The following is a 21,796-nucleotide window of genomic DNA, read 5'->3' as shown; positions in this document are numbered from 1 at the left end:
TTGAATTTAAATGGGAGCAATGTGTTCACGGCGGTAGTTGACCCGGCAACGAACAATGCTCTTAGCGTAAGTGCTAGTGGTCTTCTTGCAACTGACGATCAGAATGCAGGGGAGGTTACTTTCGATGATAGTACGGCATCACTTGGTGCAACCGATGTACAGGGGGCAATCGAAGCTCTGGCAAGTGCAACCGATAATGATACACAGTATACGGCAGGCACAGGCTTGGTTTTAACCGGGACGGTGTTCAGTGCGGACGCAAGTTTGGCTACGGATGCAGAAGTAGCGGCCAATGAATTAACAACGAGTGTTGTTGCAGGTTCGGATATTACTGTAAGTGCGTCAACTTCAGGAAACAATACGGCGTACACGGTTAGCAATGCTTCACCGGACCAAACGGTAAGTATCGTTGATGGTGGTAATGGTAATGTAACGGTAGGCGGGACTTATCCAAACTTTACCATTGATGTGCCGGATGCAACGGTTGATACGGATGAACAGGATTTACAAAACTTTCAGGTAAATGGTTCAAATTTAGAAGTAAGTATAGAGAATGGTAATACCGTAAGTGTTCCATTGTCGGATATCACTGCAGGTGTTGATACCGATACCCAGTATACGGCAGGGAACGGGTTGAATTTAAATGGGAGCAATGTGTTCACGGCGGTAGTTGACCCGGCAACGAACAATGCTCTTAGTGTAAGTGGTAGTGGTCTTCTTGCAACTGATGATCAGAATGCAGGTGAGGTTACTTTCGATGATAGTACGGCATCACTTGGTGCAACCGATGTACAAGGGGCAATCGAAGCTCTGGCAAGTGCAACCGATAACGATACACAGTATACGGCAGGGTCAGGCTTGAATTTATCAGGCACGGTATTCAGTGCGGAAATCAGCACAACGGCTGGCAATGCCCTTAGTGTAGATGCGAACGGTCTATATGTTTCCGATGTTGACAATGTTGACGATGCAGATTCATTGATCGGTAATGAAACGGTCACATCCATGACCTATAATTCAGGGGTTATTACTTTGAATGAAGGAGGGAACACACCTAAAACAGTTGATATTAGTGGGGTAAATACCGATAATCAATATCCTGACAAATTCAATTTAAACGGTACAACTTTAGAATTGTCCATTTCGAATGATGGACTTTCAGATAGAACAATCAATCTTGATGGCACATTCGCAACAGATGCCCAACTAACGGCATCCGATAATGCCGATGCGGATAAAGTAATTGGTAACGAATTGGTAACCAATCTTGCTTTTGATGGTTCGGTATTAACCTTGAATGAACAAAACAATACTCCAAAAACAGTAAACATAAGTAGTGTAAATACTGATAACCAAAAAGTTGACGTGTTTTCACTAGTCGGCAATACACTGAGCCTTTCATTGGAAAGGGACGGGGAAGCGGAAAAAACAATTGATCTTAGTTCTTTGTCCGACCATGATTGGTATGAGGTTGGTGGGACTTCCGCTCCTGATGCTATAACCGATGATATTTTTACTCAAGGTGATGTAGGTATTGGTACAAGTTCTCCAGATGCAAAATTGGATGTTGAGAATGGTACAGTACGTTTTTCTGATTATGGATCCAATGCTGTTACAGGTTCAGGTACTTCATTAATGGCTGTTGAGGCCGACGGTGATTTGGTTGAAGTAAATACATTGAAATCCTCCAGGGTTTTCTATCCTCCTTCCATTGCCGTTGATGCGTCTACAAATGGTACGTTCTCGATTGATCTGCATGCGCAGTATATTGCTCAGTTTGGCTCACCTGTAGTAAGTAGTGGAGGATCTATACCAACTTATTCTGCAACAGAATTGGACTATCATGTTACGTATGCCGATCCTACGGTATTCAATACAAGTACGATGAATATTTCTCCCGCTGGAGTATTGACATATACGATCATAGGACAACCTGCAGATTACAATTCATTGATCAATGTAGTATTTGTTGTTAAGTAATACAGAACCATTAGCCCAAATCAGTTTGAAACTAACACCTACATATAAAAAGCTTCTCCTCAGTATTGTATTTACATTACTGGGGATTACTGTATCAAACGCCCAGTTTTTATTACAGGCTCCGAATGATTCTGATCAACATAATTACCGTTGGTTTGAAGCCTCGGATACAGCAACTGTCTTGGGGACGAATTCCTATTATGAGGTAACCCAACCTGGCATCTATTTCGCAACCTATGATGGTACTTTATGTGGTTCCAATGCTTCCGGCTATTTTATTGTAACCAATTGCAGTTCACCGGATAATGAGGTTACCTTGGATATTTCTTCCAATGTGGATTTGTCTTCTGGGGCAACAGTTAGCTGGAGTCCGGCTGTTTCTGGTGACCAGACAAGTCCAATGGTAGTGTCCTCACTTACAGTTCAGCGTTATACGGCGACAGTTACAAAGGCCGGGAATAGTTTTGAACTACCCAACTTCACGGTCGTCTGTATCGATCAGGCAGCAAACTTGGTAGATGATATCGTATCTACCGATGAAGACCAACCTCTAGTTGTTGATATATTTGATAACGATTCCGATTTGCCAACAACGGGAACCTTGACGACGACCGACCCATTGAACGGGGAGGTGACAATCAATGAAAATGGTACCCCTAACGATCCATCGGATGATATAGTCACCTATACTCCCAATGCCGATTATAATGGTCCAGATACATTTGATTACACTGTTTGTAACCAATCCGGTGATTGTAGTACAGCGACCGTAACTATAGATGTATTACCAATTATCGACGCTATAGATGATGCAGTGGCCACAGAAACTGAAACTACTATAGATATTCCTGTTTTGGACAATGATAATGACATTCCGTCTATAGGAACATTTTCTAATATAAATGCTACGAACGGGGTTGTTATACATAGTGATAATGGTACGCCGAACGATCCTTCGGATGATACCATAAACTATACGCCAGACAATGGTTTTACGGGTAATGACTCTTTTACCTATACCATATGTGATGGGGCTTCAAATTGCAGTACGGCAACCGTTACTGTTGTTGTTTCCAATGCTGTTGACCTGGATTCGGACAATGATGGTATCTTGGATAGCTTTGAGGACCTTGATATGGATGGGGATGGGGACCCATCTACCAACCCAACGGATAGTGATGGTGACGGATTTGCCGATTATTTGGATATCGACAGTGATGATGATGGTATTCCCGATAATGTTGAAGCACAGACAACCGAAGGTTATATATTACCAAGTCTGATAGATGCGAATTCCAATGGGCTTGATGATGCCTATGAAGATGGTGTTTTAGGGTTGTTCCCTGTGGATACCGATGGGGATAGTATGCCGGATTATTTGGATGACGATAGTGATAATGACAATATACCGGATGCCATCGAGGGGCATGATTATGACCATGATGGTTTGGCCGATGTTATCTGGATAGGTTCCGATAAGGATAATGACGGATTGGATGACGCTTATGAAGGAGATGCTACAATTGACATAGATGTTAATGATAAGTATAATGATCCATATATGGACCTTCCGAATACAGATGGCGATAATGAATCTGATTATAGGGATATTGATGATGACAATGATTCAATATTGACTATTGATGAAGACTTGAACGGTGATGGGGATTATTCCAATGATGACAATGATGCCAATGGTATACCTGATTACCTTGAGCCAAACACTCCAGAAGAGGAAGTAGAGGTCTTTAATGTTGTAACTCCGAATGGAGATGGTGTACATGATGTATTGGTAATCGGAGGATTGGAGAATTATCCGAACAACACACTAAGGATTTATAATAGATGGGGTGTGCTGGTTTATACGACCAAGGCGTACAATACAAACGGTAATGTTTTTGATGGCACCTCGGAAGGAAGGGTTACCGTTGAGAAAGATAATAAGTTGCCTGTAGGTACCTACTTCTATATTCTTGATTATGAAGATATAACCGGTAAGACCGTAACGCTTTCAGGATACATTTATATTAACAGATAATGATTATGGCGAATACTTTGAAACATATTTCAATAGTAATGCGAATACTGACTTTTATTGGTGTTGCGGTGTTGTTCTTCTTAAATGAGGTACAGGCCCAGCAAGATGCCCAATATACCCAGTATATGTACAATACAGTGAGTGTTAATCCGGCATATTCAGGTTCTAGGGGGCACGTGAGCATTGCTGCTTTGCACAGGTCGCAATGGGTAGGCCTTGATGGAGCGCCGAAAACCCAGACATTGAATATACATTCCCCAGTTGGCTATAAAGGGTTAGGTTTGGGATTGTCGATAGTGAATGACGAGATAGGTCCTACTTCAGAAACATATTTGGACGTAGATTTTTCATATACCCTAAAGACTTCGGAAGAGGGTAAACTAAGTTTTGGGTTAAAGGCCAGTGGACATTTATTGGATATAAGGTATTCAGAACTCAACCAATATGCACCGGATCAAACCTTACAGCAAGATATAGATAATAAGTTTTCCCCTAATTTCGGGGCTGGTGTATATTACCATACAGATAGGTTCTATGCGGGTTTATCAGTACCTAGGTTTTTACAGACCACCCATTTTGAGGAATCATCCTTGTCGACCGCCAAAGAACAAATGAACTATTATCTTATTACCGGTTATGTTTTCGATTTGAACCCCAACCTAAAGTTTAAACCGACCATACTCTCCAAATTGGTGCAAGGGGCACCCTTACAGGTGGATCTATCAGCGAATTTTATGCTCAACGATAAATTTATACTTGGTGGTGCTTACCGTTGGGATGCCGCCTTCAGTGGAATGTTCGGTTTTAATGTGAGCGAATCCCTTTTAATAGGATTGGCCTATGATCGCGAAACGACCGAATTGGGTAATGCAGCTTTTAACGATGGGTCTTTTGAAATCATATTCAGATATGATTTTATTAGTACCAAAGGTTTCGTAAAGTCACCTAGGTTTTTCTAAATTATTTACTACTCTTTCTTATATCCGTATTTTTTATAGTTGGCTTAACTTAAAAGTTAGGTAAAGGTCTTATTTTTACAGAATGAAGGAAGAAGAAGTCATTCTTGTAAATACCAACGATGAACAAATCGGAACCATGCCCAAAATGGAAGCCCACGAAAAGGCCATGCTGCACAGGGCATTCTCGGTTTTTATCATGAACGATAAAGGGGAAACCATGCTTCAGCAAAGAGCGGCACACAAATACCATTCACCCTTACTTTGGACCAATACATGTTGCAGCCACCAGAGGGTTGGCGAAACCAATATTGAGGCAGGTAAAAGAAGACTGCAAGAAGAAATGGGTTTTACGGCTGAATTAAGGGAATTGTTTTCTTTCATATATAAGGCTCCTTTTGATAACGGACTTACAGAACACGAGTTGGATCATGTAATGATGGGTTCTTATAACGGGAATCCTGAAATAAATCCCGAGGAAGTGGCAGATTTCAAATGGATGATGCCAAGTGACATACAAAAAGATATCGCCGAACATCCAGAACGGTATACCGTTTGGTTCAAGATTATTTTTGAAAAATTCTTTGACCATTTAATGCATAATACGAACCATGAAAGTTAAAGTAAGCAGAAAGGCACATTTTAATGCAGCGCACCGTTTATTTAGGCCAGAATGGGACGATGAGAAGAATACTGAGGTTTTCGGTAAGTGCAACAACCCCAATTATCACGGACATAATTATGACTTGGTGGTCAGCGTCTATGGCGAAATTGATAAAGAGACCGGTTTTGTCATGGATATGAAGATTTTGAAAGCCTTGATAAAGGATAAGATAGAAGATGTATTGGACCATAAGAACCTAAATGTTGAAGTGCCCGAATTCAAGCACCTGAATCCGACAGCGGAGAATATTGCGGTATTTATATGGAATAAACTCAGGCCACATATAAAGGCTTCCAAAGACTTGGAAGTGGTGTTGTACGAAACACCAAGGAATTTTGTGACCTACTCTGGCGAATGATCAATGATTGAACGAATTTTATAAATAATAAACTTTATGAACTTATATCCATTTAAATTTCAACCGATATTAAAAGAACGTCTTTGGGGCGGTACCAAGTTAAAAGAGGTTTTGGGAAAACCTATCGAAAGTGATATTACCGGTGAAAGTTGGGAGTTATCTGCCGTAGAAGGCGATATCTCCACTGTGGCGAATGGACCATTGGCCGGGACCACGCTTCAACAAATTATTGATCAGCAACCAGAAGGGTTATTGGGTAAAGATGTTTTTGATCGTTTCGGGAAGGATTTTCCGATACTGATAAAATTTATCGATGCCAAACAAGATCTTTCCATACAATTGCACCCCAATGATGAATTGGCGAAAAAAAGGCATAATTCTTTCGGAAAGACCGAGATGTGGTACGTTATGGACGCTGACCCAGGGGCAAATCTTATTGTTGGGTTTAATAAAAACGTAACCAAGGAAGAGTATTCCGAAAGTTTGGAAAATGACACCTTACTAGATTTGTTGAACTACGAAGAGGTAAAGGAAGGGGATACTTTTTTTATCAATACGGGAAAAATACACGCTATCGGAGCAGGTGTACTATTGGCTGAAATACAGCAAACTTCAGATATTACCTATCGCGTTTTTGACTTCAATAGAAAAGATAAAAACGGTAACCTTAGGGAATTACATACCGATTTGGCTTTGGATGCCATGGATTATGATAAAAAGGATGATTTTAAGGTAGTTTACGATCAGAAGTCCGACACGGTTAATTCCATGGTAGATTGCCCTTACTTTAAGACCAATTTTTTACAGCTTGACAATAATTTAAGTTTAGATGTTAAAGCAAGGTCATCGTTCACTATATTAATGTGTGTCGGTGGTTCTGCAGAGATCGTTACCAATGCGGGTACCGTGGCCATACAAAAGGGGGAGACAGTTTTGCTTCCTGCCGATTCTGAAAGTATTTCGATAGAAACCAGTGGGGTTAAGTTGCTAGAAGTCACGGTTTAAGCGAAATAAGTTTGATTACTTAAAGGAGTAGAATCTAAAAACAGTATTTTTGCAAAAAAATAAATAGAAATGGCAAGTATTAGAGATTTAAAGAAAGATATAAATTTTGTTTTAGGGGATATTATCGAAGCGGTATATATTGTTGAAACCGCTAATGGAAAAAATGACTCTAAAGAAGGAAGTAAGATTATCGACAGTGCTATTGAAACTTTTGACGTTTTGATAGGGAAGGTGAATGAGAAAAATGTTGAAAATAGAAAAGCACATTTAAAAAGTGTTCGTAAAGAGTTGGAAGAAAAAGCCACTGCTTTGGTAGAACAATTGAACAAGTTGCAATAAATAACACAAGTTTAAAACGTATAAAAAAAACATCCCGCCTTGGCGGGATGTTTTTTTTATTGGTTCTTTTTCCTCTGGTCCAGAAAATTCTGGAGGGCTTTACCATATTTAGAAGCTGCCACTTCAGGGGACAATGAATTGTTGATAGAGTCTAGATACTTCAGATTGGCATCGGATACCTCTGTTAAAGCAATATAGGGGGCTATGTACGAGTCTTTGTTGTTCATGGCAAAATTCAAAGCGAACGCATACCCTTTTTGTATATTCTTTTCGGATAGTTTTTGAATGGAATCCAATTGGGCGGAATCCAGTGGTACTTCACTATTGGCGGTTTCTTGTACTATTTCCAGGCTTCTTTTATTGAATCGGGTCATGATCTTACGATATTCCTCAAGTTTCAAGTTTGTGGCGGAGCCTTCTATTTTTGCATTGGTATCAAAGGTGTTCCAACTTGTATTTATGGTAATGTTGCCCGGTTCACCAAAAAAAATGATCCTATCATTAACATCGTTGTAGTCCTTTTTGTTCAAGTATAGATAGAAGATTTCAGGACTTTCCAATTCTGTTTTGAAAGAAAAACTACCGTCACCGTTCACTTCCAAGGAATCTATGGTAATTAATGTAGAATCGGGTACATGCTGTAAATACAAAGTGCCTTTCTTTAGTCCTTTTACATTTCCGGTCAAAAACATGGTTTTGGTCGTATCCTCCTTGCAAGAAGTCATAAAAATGGCAATTAAGCCAAAAAATAGAAATTTTTTCATTTGAATGTAGTTACTCGGCTATTGGTTCGCCAAATTTAATATGTTTATATATGGGGCAAATATCAATAAAATAATTGATTTTAAAGATCATCTTTTGGGGGCAATTTTATTGAAATCTACCATTTGATCAAGGTGTGTTCGGATATGGGCTAAACATTCGCGGCAATTTCCATCAGGAGTCCACAAATATAAGCACCCGCCGTACCGACCACATATCCCAAAACCGCTAAAAGTATTCCCACCGATGTTAAGGATGGATGGAATTCCGCAGCTACGATCGGGGCAGAAGCCGCCCCGCCAACATTGGCCTGGCTCCCAACTGCTAAAAAGAAGAAAGGCGCTTTTATTAATTTGGCGACTAAAATAAGTAGGCCGGCATGTATCGATATCCAAATAATACCAACCGCTATAAGGCCTGGATTTTCCAAGAACCTCCCAAGGTCCATTTTCATACCAATGGTCGCTACCAGAATATAGATGAAAACTCCACCGATTTTACTTGCCCCTGCACCTTCATAATTTTTGGCCTTTGTAAAGGAAAGTAGAATACCTGCGGTGGTCGCAAAAACAACCATCCATAAAAACTTGGAACCTAAAGAAGAAAGTGCTTTTTCCTTGTTTCTTATGACTTCAAAGGTGTTCTCTAAAAACAAGGCAAAATGTTCAGCTAAAAAATGGGATATGCCTACTGCGAAAAATGCAAGGCATAACATCATTATATAATCATGCAAGGAGGTAACCCTGGTTATTTTTTCGGTATGTGCCGAAACCTTGGCCTTTAAGGTTTCGATAGATGAATTATCGGCTTTTAACCATTTATCGATTTTGTCCGATTTTCCTATGCCGAGCAGTATAATGGCCATCCAAATATTGGCAACAACGATATCGATAAGTACCATATCACCGAATTTCTTTGGATTGAACTGGAAAACCTCTAACATGGCAGCTTGGTTGGCACCTCCCCCGATCCAACTGCCTGCAATTGTGGTCAACCCTCGCCAAACCGCATCAAAACCTACGCCACCTACGGTTTCAGGAGAAAAAATAGAAACTATTAAAATAGCTATTGGTCCACCGATTACAATTCCGACCGTACCGGTCAAAAACATGATAAGCGCTTTGGATCCTAAATTCATAATGGCCTTTAAGTCAATACTCAAGGTCATAAGAACCAAGGCTGCAGGCAATAAATAGCGACTGGCAATGTAATATAGGTTAGAATGTTCTTCGGAGATGATACCCGTACTTGTAAGTATTGCCGGAAGCATATAACACATTAAAAGTGTCGGGATAACCTTGTAGAATTTTTTCCAGAATCCTTTTTTTATCGATGAGGTGTAGAATACAAAACCCAAACAAAGGCTTAATAATCCAAAAATAATAGTGTCTTCAGATAGTGGGAGTTGGTGCATTTTTGGTGGTATAAGTTGGTTTCAAATATAGTTAAATCTTAAAATGTTGGTTTAGAAAACTTGCTACGCCGTCCTGTGTATTGCACAATGTGGTGTGGTCGGCAATATTTTTCACTTCATCACGGGCATTGCCCATAGCTACGCCACAATTTACCTGTTGAAGCATTTCTGCATCATTATAATTGTCCCCAAAAGCGATAATATCGTTTAGGCTATGCATGTCTTTGATCAATAGCTCTATGGCCGAAAGTTTTGATACGGATTTTGGGCTTACTTCTATTAATGTATCGTTAGAGCGATAAATGTTCAATTTATTGGAGTATAAGGACAAAAGTTTCGGTTGTATGCGTTCAATTGTTTCAAAGGTACCCATAAGCATTATTTTATGTGCACCGACTTTTCGATTTTTCCAATCTTTGATCGTCTCTGAATTTTTTTGATAAACGGGATCTGTCTTGGTATTGTTGATCTCTTTGTTGACTCGTTCCGAATTTTCTTCAACAAACCATTCATCCTTATAATACAGGCCTAATTTAATGCTGTGTTCTTTTGTTAGTTCATACAATGATTCAAGGGTCTCGGCTTCAATAATGGCAGAGTGAATTTCTTCTTCGCCATCGATTACCAACGCTCCATTGTAACAAATGATAGGTTCATGGGCAATACCAAGGTCTTTTTGTATATATCGCATTGATTTTGGCATTCTGGCCGAAACTAGGATAATCTTGGTTGTTGGTCTAATTCGGTTGATTTCTGATATGGTAAATGGGGATACGTCACTTTTTGTGGATAGCAGGGTGCCATCCAAATCGGAACATAGTATTTTGTGGTTCATTCTAAATATTTAGCCAGTATGTAAACTTCAGGTTTATAGATCGCATTCTGGGTGCAAAGGTATTGACAAAATAATTGTCATTATACACCAAATACAAATCTGACAAGGGAGCAAACCTCCATTGCAACCTAGAGTTCAGTCCTAAATTATCCTGTTGGGTGCTATATTGAACTAAGGTGGACCAAAAAAGTGATTTGTTGAAGGTGACGTCTATTTTTGGACTTAATAGCCATAAATCGGCGCTGGCATAGGGTTCGGGCAGTTCTATCCTATTATAGTCAACCAACATAGAAATGAATACTTTGGGTTGAAAACGGTACGTCATACTCCCTTGAACCGAATATCGTTTGCCATTGAAAAAACTTCCTAAAGTCGTTTCCAGTTCATAAGAAAAAAGTTTTCGCCGATCAGAGGAATATTCCAATTGTACATTGTTGTAGTGGTAGCCCACGTTCTCTGGCAATGCCACGGCATCATCCAATCCTGTTGGCTCAAACTCATCGGTCAAGAAAGTATATTTATTGTTTAAACTGATACTAATGTTCGAAAAATCGACGAATTTTGCTTCCCATTCACCCCTCAAAGTATAGTCTGTATTTTGTAAATCCATACTCGGGCTCCAAATAAAAATAGGAAAAGCCTTAAAACTATGGGAGTTGATAAAACCTTTTTTTGGCCAAAACACCTTTTCTATACCTACATAGCCCTTTAAAATATCATTTCTACGGATATAACCTAGATCAGACCTAAAATCTTCACCTACGTATACCAATTTTGAAAAAGTGTTATAGTATCTTGAGTTGTAATCGAGCTTTATTCCTGCAGAGGCGTCTTTGTCCCCGCTATTGTGCGCAAAGGATTTATGAACAAAGAATTTCCCGTTCCATCTATTTCCCTTTGATATAAGATCATAATCAATACCCAAAACGCGGTTGTATCTATCTTCATCTTCTTGAAAATCGTAATCTTTGAAGGTTTGCCGGTTAATAAAGAACATACTGATATTGGATCGGCCGAATACACGTTGCTGAAGGGCGAACATCATATTATTGTTAGAGGCGATAAGGTTCTCTTCATCGGCCTGGGTCTGTATATCGAGAAAGCCAAGGCGTAAACTTTTGTTCAATTTGCCGCTTAATCTAATTCCTCCGAGAATTTTGTTTTCTATGGAATTGTCCGCAGTATCGGTGGCAATACCGATTCTTCGTGAAAAAAACGGATTTCCATCGCGGTCATCGCCGTAACTTGAGAATAGATCACTGTTATCAATGAAGAACTGCCTTTTTTCCGGGAGCGAAATTTCGAAACGCGTAAGATTGGTCACTTGGTCATCAACTTCTACCTGTGAAAAATCAGGATTCACGGTAATATCCAAATTCATGCTATTGCCAATAGCAAATTTGGCGTCACCGCCTATTTTGATATTGTTGGTTTTTTCTTCGTTCTCATAATCATTTTGTGAGATGGTATTAACAAATGGGATGATGGCAATAGGACTCCTTGATTTTCCCAATGGCCTTTCAAAAATCATGTCACCCATGAAGGTAAGGCCATAAATATTCTGGTTTTGGGGAATATTCATCCAAGTACTGTTCTCATTCGATTGGGTATCGAAACGATAGCTATTGAAGCGCCATTTTGTCTCTCCTTCCCTAAACTTAAAGGCCGTAAGGGGAATAATGAGTTCGGAAGTATAGTGGTCTTCATAAATTTTTGAATCCCCTTTCCATTTGGTATCCCACGAAATGGTAAATCCGCTAAGGTCATTGCCCCCACCTGATACTAATCCTTCCCGGCGAACCCCAAAAGGGTTTATGCCGAATAAAAAGGCATTGTTACCATCGTTGAACGTGTCGAAAAGTAGCGTAATATTATCACTGTTCCCAGCCCTGAAATCCCTTTTAAGGGATTGTACTTTATAATCTTTACCTAAAGTATAAACAGTAATACCTATATAAAGGAATTCATCGTCAACAAGCATTTTGATATCGGTCTGTTTGGTCGCTTGAATAGAGTCCGATGGAAAATATTGCCAGAATTCCTTTGCACTATCTGCTTTATGCCAAACAGCCTCGTCCAGAGCTCCGTCGGGATTAATGGTCTCTAAATTTGAAATGGCATTTACCGTGAAACTCTTCTGGTGAATTTGGGCAATGATGAATAAGGGAGAAAAAATAAGTGCTAGAACACTGACGTATTTTAACATTGAGAGTTGGTTTAGCTGGCTTGGTCCTCAAATTTAGGATATTATAATGGTAAAGTAATGTCAAATAGCTATAGATTCGCGATTATTTTTACGGCAATAAAAATATAAGTGTTAAAATACGATAAAAACAATTCGTGTTTTATTGTTTTATTAAAAATACTGGATTGTAATTTGGAGGGAAGCTTTCTTCCGTGTGGTGTTATACCTTACTGCCTGAACTTTTTAACTTTCTTTTTATTCGGATTTTTGAAAAGGCGTTTAAAAAAACCATCCCGTTTTATGGGTTCGCAATCCAATAGGTCCAGTACTGAACTGTCGGTTTTCTTGAATCTGGCTTTGGTAATCGAGTCGTAATTGGAATTGCCATTCAATTTTTGATACCAAAGCGCGAATAAGGGAAGGGCGGCATTTGCCCCTTGTCCAAGACTTGTGTTCTTAAATCCTATTTCATGGTTGTCTAGGCCCACCCAACTTACATGTACCAGTTTTGGTGTTATGGCCACGAACCACGCATCCTTATTGTTTTGGGTCGTACCGGTTTTTCCGGCTATATCGTTTTTCAGCTTATACGTTGAACGTATTCGGGATGCCGTACCTTGATCAATAGTAGATTTCATCATTTCCAGCATTATATCCCCTGTTTTATTCGAAAAGGCGCTTTTATTCGTCTTTTTGGGTCTAAAATGAGATAAAATTGAATCATTTTGGTTGGTTATGGTTTGGATAATGTAGGGTGCTACGGCGACCCCGTCATTCACATAACTCGTGTAGGCCTGGGCTAATTCGGTAACATAAAGTTCCCCGGTACCTAATGCTAAGGAGGGTTGGTGGGGCAGTTCTGAACGTATCCCCATTTTTTTGGCCTGTTCAATAACTTTGTCTATACCGGATTTTTCCAAAACCTTTACGGCCACTGTATTTACTGAATTGCTTAAGGCCATTTCCATGGAATAGTTGAGGTAAGCTTCATCTTTTTTTCCTGAGTTGCTTGGTGACCAACCTTTTAGATTTTCATAGGAGACCTCTTGGGCAGAAAAATAGGTACAAGGTGAAAGTCCCGTTTCTAGTGCTGCGGTATACACGATGGGTTTGAAAGTTGAACCGACCTGCCGTTTACTTTGGGCTATATGGTCGTATTTAAAATGTTTGTAATTGATACCGCCGATCCATGTTTTTACGGCACCAGTACTGGGGTCGACCGCTAAAGAACCTGTGTTGAGAAATCTCATATAATGTTGTACGCTGTCTATGGCGCTGGCATTTACAGGTTTTTCCCCAGACCAATCACCCAAAGTCATTAATCTCTTTTTTTTGAGTGAATCCATTATTCTAGGTTCGGCCCATCCAAGTGTTTTTAATTTTTGATAGGCTGGTGTTCTTTTTACCATTTTATTGATAAGAGCCTTATTCTTTATCCAAGGAGCATTATTGCCATAACTCTGCTCAAACTTTTTTTGAAGCGAGGCCATGTGTATTGTCATGGTTTCTTCTGCCAATGCTTGCATTTCGGAATCCAAGGTGGTGTATATTTTCAAACCTGAGGTATACAGATTGTAATTTGAACCACTTTCATTTTGTTGTTTACACCAATCCCTGACCTTTTTTCGTACTTCTTCCCTGAAGTATGGGGCCAAACCCACATCATGATCAAATTCCCGATAATTTAGTTTCAACGGTAGATCAATAAGGCTATCTTTTTCAATTGTATCAATAAAACCGTTGTTCGCCATTGCGACCAATACCAGATTTCTTCTCGCGAAGCTTTTTTTAGGGAATAACCTAGGGTTATAACTATAAGTGGCTTTTAGCATGCCTATAAGGGTCGCAGCCTCTTCAACAGTAAGTTCACCGGTAGGTTTGTTGAAGAATTTTAGTGCGGCACTTTCAATACCATAGGTGTTGCCCCCAAATGAGACGGTGTTTAAATAATGTGTAAGTATTTCATCTTTGGTAAAAAGTTTTTCCAACCTTTTGGCGATGATCATTTCCTTTATCTTGTCGACAATAAGGGTAGTTTTATTTCGCTCTTTTCTGGGGTATAGGTTTTTTGCCAATTGTTGGGTCAATGTACTTCCTCCCCCAGATGATCTGTCTTGCAAGGCTATCGTTTTTACCGCTACACGGATCAGGCTTCTGTAATCAATGCCAGAATGTTCATAAAAACGTTCATCTTCAATAGCGGTCAAAGCATTTTTAACATGCTCGGGAATGTTCTCAAATAGAATGGGTTGCTGGTCGTTCAAATAGAATTTGCCGATCAAAACACTATCGGCCGAATAAACTTCGGAAGCTCTACTGTAATGAAATGTGGAGAGTTCTTTATCACTTGGTATTTCTCCCCAAAGTCCTAAGCGGACACATAATATGAAAGTGAAAATTAATAGTGCTGCCGCAAGTAATGATCTTAGCAGAAGCTTGGGAAGAACATGTTTTCTTTTTCTTGAAACCAAATCATAGAATTTAAAGTATGCAATATCAAACTAAAAATTTAAAATGGACCAAGAGTTAACATTAGATTAAAAAGCTTTTTCTAATTTTGAAACAAATAAAGAACATGAAAAAAATTGTCGTCCTCTTCTTATTGATCGGACAAATTGCCTTAGGAAACTCACCATATTGGTCCAAAACGGGGCATAGGGTAATCGGGGATATTGCACAAGAGCAACTTTCGGGAAAAGCAAAGCGTGCTATTTATAAATTGCTGGACGGGCAAAGTCTGGCATCAATTTCAAATTTTGCCGATGAAATAAAAGCCGACAGAAAATATAAGGAATTCAGTGCTTGGCATTATGTGAACATTCCTCCTGGTAAGGATTATACAGATATTGAACCTAGTAAATACGGGGATTTGGTTGTGGGTGTTCAAAAATGTCTTGAGATTATTCAAAACGAAGATAACCCCAAGGAAGATCGGGTGTTTTATCTTAAAATGTTGGTTCATTTAATCGGTGATTTACACCAACCCATGCATGTAGGTAGGGTTGAGGACAAAGGAGGTAACGATATTCAATTGCAATGGTTTGGTAGGGGAACAAACCTTCATAGAGTGTGGGATTCCAATATGATCGATGATTATGGCATGAGTTTTACTGAACTTGCGCATTCGTTTCCAAAGTTGAATAAAAAGGAAATCAAGAACATACAACAAGGTACTATTTTGGATTGGGTAAAAGAATCCCAACTAATCGCCGATAAATTATATGATTCAGTAGAAGTAGGGGAGAAGCTTTCTTATCGCTACAGTTATATGTGGTGGGGTACGGTTGAGACTCAACTACAAAAAGGAGGATTGCGTTTGGCCAGTGTGCTGAACAACCTTTTTAAATGATTTTTTTATTGAAGTACGGGCATTAAAGTCGATAACTCTTTGGTTCACTGAACCTTAAAAGTGGAATTTTGTCGAAAAATTACAACTTGGCATACCATTTGAAGTTATATTAGTGTAGTTGCGCATGAGGACATTAGTGCAGTGACCCGTTCGCTAAAGGCAGTGCTTAACTTGGAATAAAGGGTATAAAAAAAACCGGTACGGATTACGTTACCGGTTTTTTTTATTTCAATACCCTAAAAGTAAGGTTTATACGTTCCCCAATCTGTTTTGCCGTTTTTGGTAATTGATGGTGCCAATGATGTTGTGTCTCACCCTTCATCAGCAATAGGCTACCATGTTCCAATAACAACTTGTATCTAAGTTCTTTATGTTTTTTATGTCGTAAATGAAAAAACCGATTTTCACCCAAACTTATAGAGGCTATGATAGGGTTATCACCAAGCTCTTTTTCATCATCGGAATGCCAACCGTTGCTATCTTTTCCATTTCTGTAGAGGTTTAAAAGACAGGCATTGAAATCAATTTGGGTTTTATTTTCAATCAGGGCCTTGATTTTTATCAATTCTTCTGAAAAGAGCCTGGATTGCATGGTAATATTGGCATACGAATACGTCTTATCCTTATTGCCATAGAATGCCGTTAACCTTGGTTGAGGGTAAATTTTCCCGAATACCTTGATATCGTCTTGTTGCCAAGGAACGGTATTCCTGAATACATCAAAAAAGGCTGTAGCCGTGGTCGGATCTATGAACCTGGGATAATACGCTATATCACTATCGATTAAATTTAACGACTGCATATATAGGATAATGCTATTGAAGAACTGTTTTCAGTTGGTTCCTATATGCCGATGGGTTCTGACCTGTAAATGCTTTGAACGATTTGTTGAAATGTGAAAAATTATTGAATCCACATTCAAAACATACCTCTGTTATACTCAATGGTTGTTCTGCCAACAATTTGGATGCATGTACCAAGCGATACTCGTTAACGAATTGAACGAAGGTCTTATTGGTAATCTTTTTAAAATACCTACAAAACGAAGGTATGGTCATACTTACCATATCCGAAATCTCTTGTAAGGTTATTTCGTCTTTAAAATTGTTCTTAACGTAATTGAATACAATATTGATACGGTCATTATCTTTCGTATCTGCTTCCAAGGAATAGCCATGAGCGTTTAATATCCTGAATTCCTCTGTTGTTCCCAAGCCATGTAAAATATCCAAAATGGAGAGTAAACGCTCAAAATTGGATAAATGCTCAAGAGCCTCCATTTTCTTTCCTAAGCGCTGTTTGGTCTCTCCGAAGAAAACAATACCGCCCTTGGCCATTTCAAAAAGGTTTTGGATTTTAACCATTTCCGGAATATTGAAAAAATTCTCACCCAGAAAATCCATTTTCATCTGGATTACCGTTTCACTTCTATTACCTGTTAGTTCATCAGTAAATCCGCAATGGGGTAAATTACTGGGAACAAGGATAAGGGTACCGTTAGTATAATAGGATAAGTTGCTACCAATTTGCCTTTTGCCGGCCCCTCCATTGACGTATACAAGTTCAATCTCGGGATGATAGTGCCACTTATTCACTTTATTGTTCGTATTGGCATCGAATTTTTGGTACATGAAAGAATGTCCAAAATTGGGTTCAATGGCTTCGAAAGTAGGTTTCTGTTTTAGCATAATATTTCTTTTCCAATAGCAAAGTTAGTAAGGGTATTTAGAACCAAACTCTGCAAAATTATCTCAATAGTATGCAAAATTACCACTTAACAATTAATTAACCTAAATATATGGTAAAATAACATATAAACTTGCAAATCATGATGTTGTAAGAGGGGTAGACCGGATGTATGTTTGTATCGTAATTATTTGTTAAGCGAAAAAAGAAAAAGAAAATTGATCATTAACCTAAAAAAACAAAATGTTATGAAAGCAGTTAAAAAAATTACACTTGGAGCGACCTTTTTATTAATGACCGCCTTTGGTATGGCAAACGAAATGGATTTAAGGATTATCTCTGATAAGGAGAGTAAGACCTTATTGTTCAACTACGATAATTCAACAACCGATGCAGAGCTAAGGTTCGTGGATAGTGAAGGAAATGTCATTTTTACCGAAAGTCTTGAAGACAATGCTGAATATTCGAAAAAATTCAATTTAAGTACTTTAAAATCCGGTATTTACTTTTTAGAAGTGGAAGATGCCATTAAGGAAACCGCGTTTACGATTACTATTGAAGATTCGAACGTTGCGATCAAAGGTAAGTCTGAAAAGAACAAGCCAGTGTTCAGGACCAAAAATGAGATGGTTTACCTTAACCTATTGAACTTGGATAAAGAAGTTGTTGCTATTACGGTTTATGATGGAGAAGAAAGAACCGTTGCTAATGAATTGTTCGAAAATGAAACGGTAATAGAGAAAGCTTTCAATTTCACAAAAGCCCATAAGGGTCATTATACCATCAAGGTGAAGAAAGGCAGTGAATCTTATTTTGAATCAATTACAATTGATTAATTAAGTTTTAGTTTTAATTTTATTCTAGAAGAGGGCTTTATAGCCCTCTTTTTTGTTTTTAGGTCAATTTAAATGATCCTGTCACTAAAAGATAGCTAATAAGCCGATATTCATATTCATGAGTGCACATTGGATTGGGGCTACACCGGTTGTTAAGCATTTAAATCGGCAGAAAACTTTATTGCATAATGAAGGTTCCCGGTAAAGGTCTTGTGATAAAAAAAATAATAAGGAAAATTATCCTGAGGCCTGTTTTAAAAAGGATACTAAAGGGTACATAAATAGTCTATCTCCACTAAATTATCTCGAATATACACTAAATTACCCAATGATTTAATATTAGCCTATTGTCGTGTTAAAATTGTATAGAAAATGGGAAATCTTGATGTAGTCAGGGATTTAAAACCGACGTAAGTTTGCCATGTAATTCGATAGTAAAAAAGAAATAAAAGAAAATTAATTATAGGTAAACCCTCCAAATTAAAAAGTTATGAAAAGAATCATGAAAATCACCTTAAGTATCACCTTCCTATTAATAAGTGCATTAGGAATGGCCAATGAGATGGACTTAAGAATCATCTCCGAAAAAGAAAGCAAGACCTTATTGTTCAAATATGATAACTCAACTACGGATGCAGAACTTAGGTTCATTGATGTTGAAGGAAATGTCATCTTTACCGAGAGTCTTGAGGATAATGCGGAATACACCAAAAAATTCAATTTAAGTACTCTTGCATCAGGTATCTACTTCTTACAAGTCGAAGATGCGATTAAAGAAACAGCATTTACGATCACTGTTGATGATACGAACGTAGCGATAAGAAATAAATCTGAAAAGAATAAACCGGTATTCAGGGAAAAAGAGGGTATGGTTTTTCTTAACCTTTTGAACTTGGATAAAGAAGAAGTTGCCATGACTATTTATGATGGTAATAATAGAACTGTTTCCAAAGAAATAGTAGAGAACCGAACAATCGTAGAAAAGGCATTCAACTTCACAAATGCCCATAAGGGACATTACACCATTAAAGTTAAGAAGGGAAATGCAACCTATTACGAAAGTATTGCAATTGATTAATTAAGTTAGTTTTAATTTTATTCTAGGAGAGAAGAGGGCGGTGGCCCTCTTTTTTTATGGTTTATACTTTTTACAGAGCAAGAAGAATATTATAGCAAGTATGTCATTTGGGAATATTCAATAAGGCTTGGCAACATATTCATGATGTTACGTTTTTTATCAAGCAAACGAAGATGTCCAAAAATTAGGTTCGTGCTCATCAAAGGAAAGTTCCAATGCGTATTCCAATATTTCAAAAAAGACATATGATAATGGCATTTCATTCACTTTTTCAATCGTATGTTTTAAGTAGAAAAACGACGTAACGTTACTAAATTGTCTTAATTATACTCTAAATTATCCCTTAACATTAAGTTAACCTATAAGGTTGGTAAAATAGCATATAAATTAGAAAATCTTGATGTAGTAGGGGAGGTAAAGCGGGCGTAAATTTGTCCTGTAATTAAGATGTAAAAATAAAAGAAAAAGAAAATTAATTATAGGTTAATCCTCAAAGTCAAAAAGTTATGAAAAGATTCATGAAAATCTCCCTAAGTTTCGCCTTCCTATTTGTTAGTGTATTAGGTATGGCCAACGAAATGGATTTAAGAATAAGCACAGATAAAGAAAGTAAGACATTATTGTTTAAATACGACAACTCAACTACAGATGCAGAATTAAGGTTTGTAGATGGGGAAGGAAATGTAATCTTTACCGAGAGCCTGGAAGATAATGCAGAATACAGCAAAAAATTCAACCTAAGTACTCTTAAGGCCGGTATTTATTTCTTGGAAGTGGAAGATGCTGTTAAAGAAACGGCCTATACTATTTCAATAGGGGATACCAATGTAGCCATTGAAAACAGGTTAGAGAAGAACAAACCTGTCTTCAGTGAGAAAGAAGGGATGGTTTACTTGAACCTGTTGAACTTGAACAAGGAAGAAGTTGTAATTACCGTCTATGATGATAGTGAAAGAACTGTTGCCAATGAAATAATGGAGAACCAAGCCATCGTAGAAAAAGCTTTTAACTTCAAAAACGCCCATAAGGGACAATATATTATCAAAGTAAAGAAAGGTAGCGATACTTTTTACAACAGTATTAAGATTGATTAAGTTAGTTTTAATTTTATTCTAGGAGAGAAGAGGACTTAGCGGTCCTCTTTTTTTATGTCCAAAATTCAAATTTGAGATTGGGAATATATCTAATTTCCAAGAGTGAAATAAAGATGTGCCCTTTACTTATATCCTCCGGTTATATCCCCCATTACATTGCCATTCTTTATAAATGATCCGTTTAGCAATGATCGCGACTATAGATTACTTTAGACCATTAGGAACAGGTAGCTAAGTAATCCACCCAAGAAATGATTACTAAATCTTAGGAGCAACGAAAAGCATTCGCTTGTATTCATTATAGAATTCCATGTAGTAATCTTTATCCTTGTAAATATTCGACTTCTATAGGCAACTGCATAATAAAAACTTGATTTTTCATGTTGCATTAATATATCTTTCCTAGGGGCATATCCTGGTAAAATATGTACTATCAAATTCTCTTTTATAATTAGCGTGACCTGATTCCATATTTGATAGCGTCCATTCTATAATCAAAACATCGAAATCCACTAAATTGCCTGAATTATACTCTATATTATCCCTTAACATTATGTTAATCTATCAGGTTGGTAAAATAACATATAAATTGGGAAATCTTGATGTAGTGGAAGGTGCTATGTCGTCGTAAGTTTGTCATGTAATTAAAAAGTAAAAAAGAAAAAGAAAATTAATTATAGGTTAACCCTTTAAATCAAAAAGTTATGAAAAGAATCATGAAAATTACACTAAGTATCGCCTTCCTATTTATAAGTGCATTAGGTATGGCTAACGAAATGGATTTAAGAATAAGTTCAGATAAAGAAAGTAAGACGTTATTGTTCAAATACGACAACTCTACTACTGGTGCTGAATTAAGGTTCGTAGATGGTGAAGGTAACATAATCTTTACCGAGAGTCTTGAAGATAATGCTGAATACACTAAAAAGTTCAACTTAAGTAGCCTTGAGTCCGGCGTTTATTTCTTGGAAGTTGAAGATGCGATTAAAGAAACAGCATTCACTATCTCTATTGAAGATACAGATGTTGCAATCAAAGACAGGGCTGAGAAAAACAAACCAGTATTTGTTGAGAAAGAAGGGATGGTTTATCTTAATCTTCTGAACTTGAGTAAAGAAGATGTAGCGATTACCGTTTATGATGGTAATGAAAGAACTGTTGCCAAGGAGATATTGGAGAACCAAGCGATCGTAGAAAAGGCTTTTAACTTCAAAAAT

The 21,796-nt window shown here is 37.9% G+C and carries 19 protein-coding genes; 12 read left to right on the top strand and 7 right to left on the bottom strand.

Features of this window, described 5'->3' with window-relative positions:
* The 7 genes from GJ691_RS19590 to GJ691_RS15745 all read left to right on the top strand — a co-directional run.
* Positions 1 to 1,980, top strand: a 1,980-nt coding sequence (locus GJ691_RS19590) for a beta strand repeat-containing protein (protein WP_425481747.1), incomplete at its 5' end; no start/stop codon positions are given.
* 25 nt (positions 1,981 to 2,005) lie between these two features.
* The gene (locus tag GJ691_RS15770; protein WP_246200201.1) at positions 2,006 to 4,018 is read left to right on the top strand and encodes an Ig-like domain-containing protein; all 2,013 of its coding nucleotides are present in this window, start codon (positions 2,006 to 2,008) and stop codon (positions 4,016 to 4,018) included.
* Positions 4,019 to 4,056: 38 nt separating this feature from the next.
* Positions 4,057 to 4,977, top strand: coding sequence for a PorP/SprF family type IX secretion system membrane protein (locus GJ691_RS15765; protein ID WP_154368625.1), 921 nt, complete (start codon positions 4,057 to 4,059; stop codon positions 4,975 to 4,977).
* A gap of 82 nt (positions 4,978 to 5,059) precedes the next feature.
* Positions 5,060 to 5,596 carry an isopentenyl-diphosphate Delta-isomerase gene (gene idi / locus GJ691_RS15760; protein WP_154368578.1) on the top strand — a complete coding sequence of 179 codons (537 nt, stop codon included), beginning with the start codon at positions 5,060 to 5,062 and terminating at the stop codon, positions 5,594 to 5,596.
* Positions 5,586 to 5,996 (top strand): 6-pyruvoyl trahydropterin synthase family protein, encoded by a 411-nt coding sequence (locus GJ691_RS15755; RefSeq protein WP_154368576.1) that lies wholly within the window; start codon positions 5,586 to 5,588, stop codon positions 5,994 to 5,996. The genes idi and GJ691_RS15755 overlap by 11 nt, the downstream gene beginning before the upstream one ends.
* Positions 5,997 to 6,032: 36 nt before the next feature.
* Positions 6,033 to 7,001: a type I phosphomannose isomerase catalytic subunit gene (locus GJ691_RS15750; protein WP_154368574.1), complete on the top strand. Its 969-nt coding sequence runs from the start codon at positions 6,033 to 6,035 to the stop codon at positions 6,999 to 7,001.
* A gap of 69 nt (positions 7,002 to 7,070) precedes the next feature.
* Complete coding sequence (locus tag GJ691_RS15745) at positions 7,071 to 7,340, top strand: hypothetical protein (protein ID WP_154368572.1); 270 nt, start codon at positions 7,071 to 7,073, stop codon at positions 7,338 to 7,340.
* Between the two features lie 56 nt (positions 7,341 to 7,396).
* On the opposite strand, the gene GJ691_RS15740 is transcribed toward GJ691_RS15745, so the two are convergent.
* From GJ691_RS15740 to GJ691_RS15720, 5 genes are all read right to left on the bottom strand, one after another.
* Positions 7,397 to 8,104 carry a DUF4369 domain-containing protein gene (locus GJ691_RS15740; RefSeq protein WP_154368570.1) on the bottom strand — a complete coding sequence of 236 codons (708 nt, stop codon included), beginning with the start codon at positions 8,102 to 8,104 and terminating at the stop codon, positions 7,397 to 7,399.
* A 149-nt stretch (positions 8,105 to 8,253) separates the two neighbouring features.
* On the bottom strand, positions 8,254 to 9,516 hold the full coding sequence (locus GJ691_RS15735) for a DUF819 family protein (RefSeq protein WP_154368569.1): 1,263 nt from the start codon (positions 9,514 to 9,516) through the stop codon (positions 8,254 to 8,256).
* Positions 9,517 to 9,547: 31 nt separating this feature from the next.
* On the bottom strand, positions 9,548 to 10,351 hold the full coding sequence (locus GJ691_RS15730; RefSeq protein WP_154368567.1) for a Cof-type HAD-IIB family hydrolase: 804 nt from the start codon (positions 10,349 to 10,351) through the stop codon (positions 9,548 to 9,550).
* Between the two features lies 1 nt (position 10,352).
* Entirely contained in the window at positions 10,353 to 12,557 is a 2,205-nt protein-coding gene (locus GJ691_RS15725) for a DUF5916 domain-containing protein (RefSeq protein WP_154368565.1), read from the bottom strand.
* Positions 12,558 to 12,763: 206 nt separating this feature from the next.
* Complete coding sequence (locus GJ691_RS15720; protein ID WP_154368563.1) at positions 12,764 to 15,007, bottom strand: transglycosylase domain-containing protein; 2,244 nt, start codon at positions 15,005 to 15,007, stop codon at positions 12,764 to 12,766.
* A gap of 104 nt (positions 15,008 to 15,111) precedes the next feature.
* Between GJ691_RS15720 and GJ691_RS15715 the strand changes: the two genes are divergently transcribed.
* A complete protein-coding gene (locus GJ691_RS15715; protein ID WP_154368561.1) occupies positions 15,112 to 15,885 on the top strand; it encodes a S1/P1 nuclease in 774 nt (257 codons plus the stop codon).
* Positions 15,886 to 16,108: 223 nt separating this feature from the next.
* On the opposite strand, the gene GJ691_RS15710 is transcribed toward GJ691_RS15715, so the two are convergent.
* On the bottom strand, positions 16,109 to 16,687 hold the full coding sequence (locus GJ691_RS15710; RefSeq protein WP_154368559.1) for an alpha-ketoglutarate-dependent dioxygenase AlkB family protein: 579 nt from the start codon (positions 16,685 to 16,687) through the stop codon (positions 16,109 to 16,111).
* Between the two features lie 13 nt (positions 16,688 to 16,700).
* Complete coding sequence (locus GJ691_RS15705; protein WP_154368557.1) at positions 16,701 to 17,573, bottom strand: AraC family transcriptional regulator; 873 nt, start codon at positions 17,571 to 17,573, stop codon at positions 16,701 to 16,703.
* Between the two features lie 246 nt (positions 17,574 to 17,819).
* On the opposite strand from GJ691_RS15705, the gene GJ691_RS15700 reads away from it, so the two are divergent.
* From GJ691_RS15700 to GJ691_RS15685, 4 genes are all read left to right on the top strand, one after another.
* Entirely contained in the window at positions 17,820 to 18,407 is a 588-nt protein-coding gene (locus GJ691_RS15700) for a T9SS type A sorting domain-containing protein (RefSeq protein WP_154368555.1), read from the top strand.
* Between the two features lie 490 nt (positions 18,408 to 18,897).
* Positions 18,898 to 19,485 (top strand): T9SS type A sorting domain-containing protein, encoded by a 588-nt coding sequence (locus GJ691_RS15695; protein WP_154368553.1) that lies wholly within the window; start codon positions 18,898 to 18,900, stop codon positions 19,483 to 19,485.
* A gap of 506 nt (positions 19,486 to 19,991) precedes the next feature.
* A complete protein-coding gene (locus GJ691_RS15690) occupies positions 19,992 to 20,579 on the top strand; it encodes a T9SS type A sorting domain-containing protein (RefSeq protein ID WP_154368551.1) in 588 nt (195 codons plus the stop codon).
* Between the two features lie 764 nt (positions 20,580 to 21,343).
* Positions 21,344 to 21,796, top strand: a 453-nt coding sequence (locus tag GJ691_RS15685) for a T9SS type A sorting domain-containing protein (protein WP_218944463.1), incomplete at its 3' end; no start/stop codon positions are given.

The sequence above is a fragment of the Maribacter luteus genome, assembly GCF_009674825.1.
Taxonomy (GTDB): domain Bacteria; phylum Bacteroidota; class Bacteroidia; order Flavobacteriales; family Flavobacteriaceae; genus Maribacter_A; species Maribacter_A luteus.
This window is presented reverse-complemented; position numbering and strand designations above follow the sequence as displayed.

Coding starts and splice junctions, on each gene's coding strand:
- GJ691_RS15765 (WP_154368625.1), top strand. CDS start 4,057: ATGCGAATACTGACTTTTATTGGTGTTGCGGTGTTGTTCTTCTTAAAT.
- idi (WP_154368578.1), top strand. CDS start 5,060: ATGAAGGAAGAAGAAGTCATTCTTGTAAATACCAACGATGAACAAATC.
- GJ691_RS15755 (WP_154368576.1), top strand. CDS start 5,586: ATGAAAGTTAAAGTAAGCAGAAAGGCACATTTTAATGCAGCGCACCGT.
- GJ691_RS15750 (WP_154368574.1), top strand. CDS start 6,033: ATGAACTTATATCCATTTAAATTTCAACCGATATTAAAAGAACGTCTT.
- GJ691_RS15745 (WP_154368572.1), top strand. CDS start 7,071: ATGGCAAGTATTAGAGATTTAAAGAAAGATATAAATTTTGTTTTAGGG.
- GJ691_RS15740 (WP_154368570.1), bottom strand. CDS start 8,104: ATGAAAAAATTTCTATTTTTTGGCTTAATTGCCATTTTTATGACTTCT.
- GJ691_RS15735 (WP_154368569.1), bottom strand. CDS start 9,516: ATGCACCAACTCCCACTATCTGAAGACACTATTATTTTTGGATTATTA.
- GJ691_RS15730 (WP_154368567.1), bottom strand. CDS start 10,351: ATGAACCACAAAATACTATGTTCCGATTTGGATGGCACCCTGCTATCC.
- GJ691_RS15725 (WP_154368565.1), bottom strand. CDS start 12,557: ATGTTAAAATACGTCAGTGTTCTAGCACTTATTTTTTCTCCCTTATTC.
- GJ691_RS15715 (WP_154368561.1), top strand. CDS start 15,112: ATGAAAAAAATTGTCGTCCTCTTCTTATTGATCGGACAAATTGCCTTA.
- GJ691_RS15710 (WP_154368559.1), bottom strand. CDS start 16,687: ATGCAGTCGTTAAATTTAATCGATAGTGATATAGCGTATTATCCCAGG.
- GJ691_RS15705 (WP_154368557.1), bottom strand. CDS start 17,573: ATGCTAAAACAGAAACCTACTTTCGAAGCCATTGAACCCAATTTTGGA.
- GJ691_RS15700 (WP_154368555.1), top strand. CDS start 17,820: ATGAAAGCAGTTAAAAAAATTACACTTGGAGCGACCTTTTTATTAATG.
- GJ691_RS15695 (WP_154368553.1), top strand. CDS start 18,898: ATGAAAAGAATCATGAAAATCACCTTAAGTATCACCTTCCTATTAATA.
- GJ691_RS15690 (WP_154368551.1), top strand. CDS start 19,992: ATGAAAAGATTCATGAAAATCTCCCTAAGTTTCGCCTTCCTATTTGTT.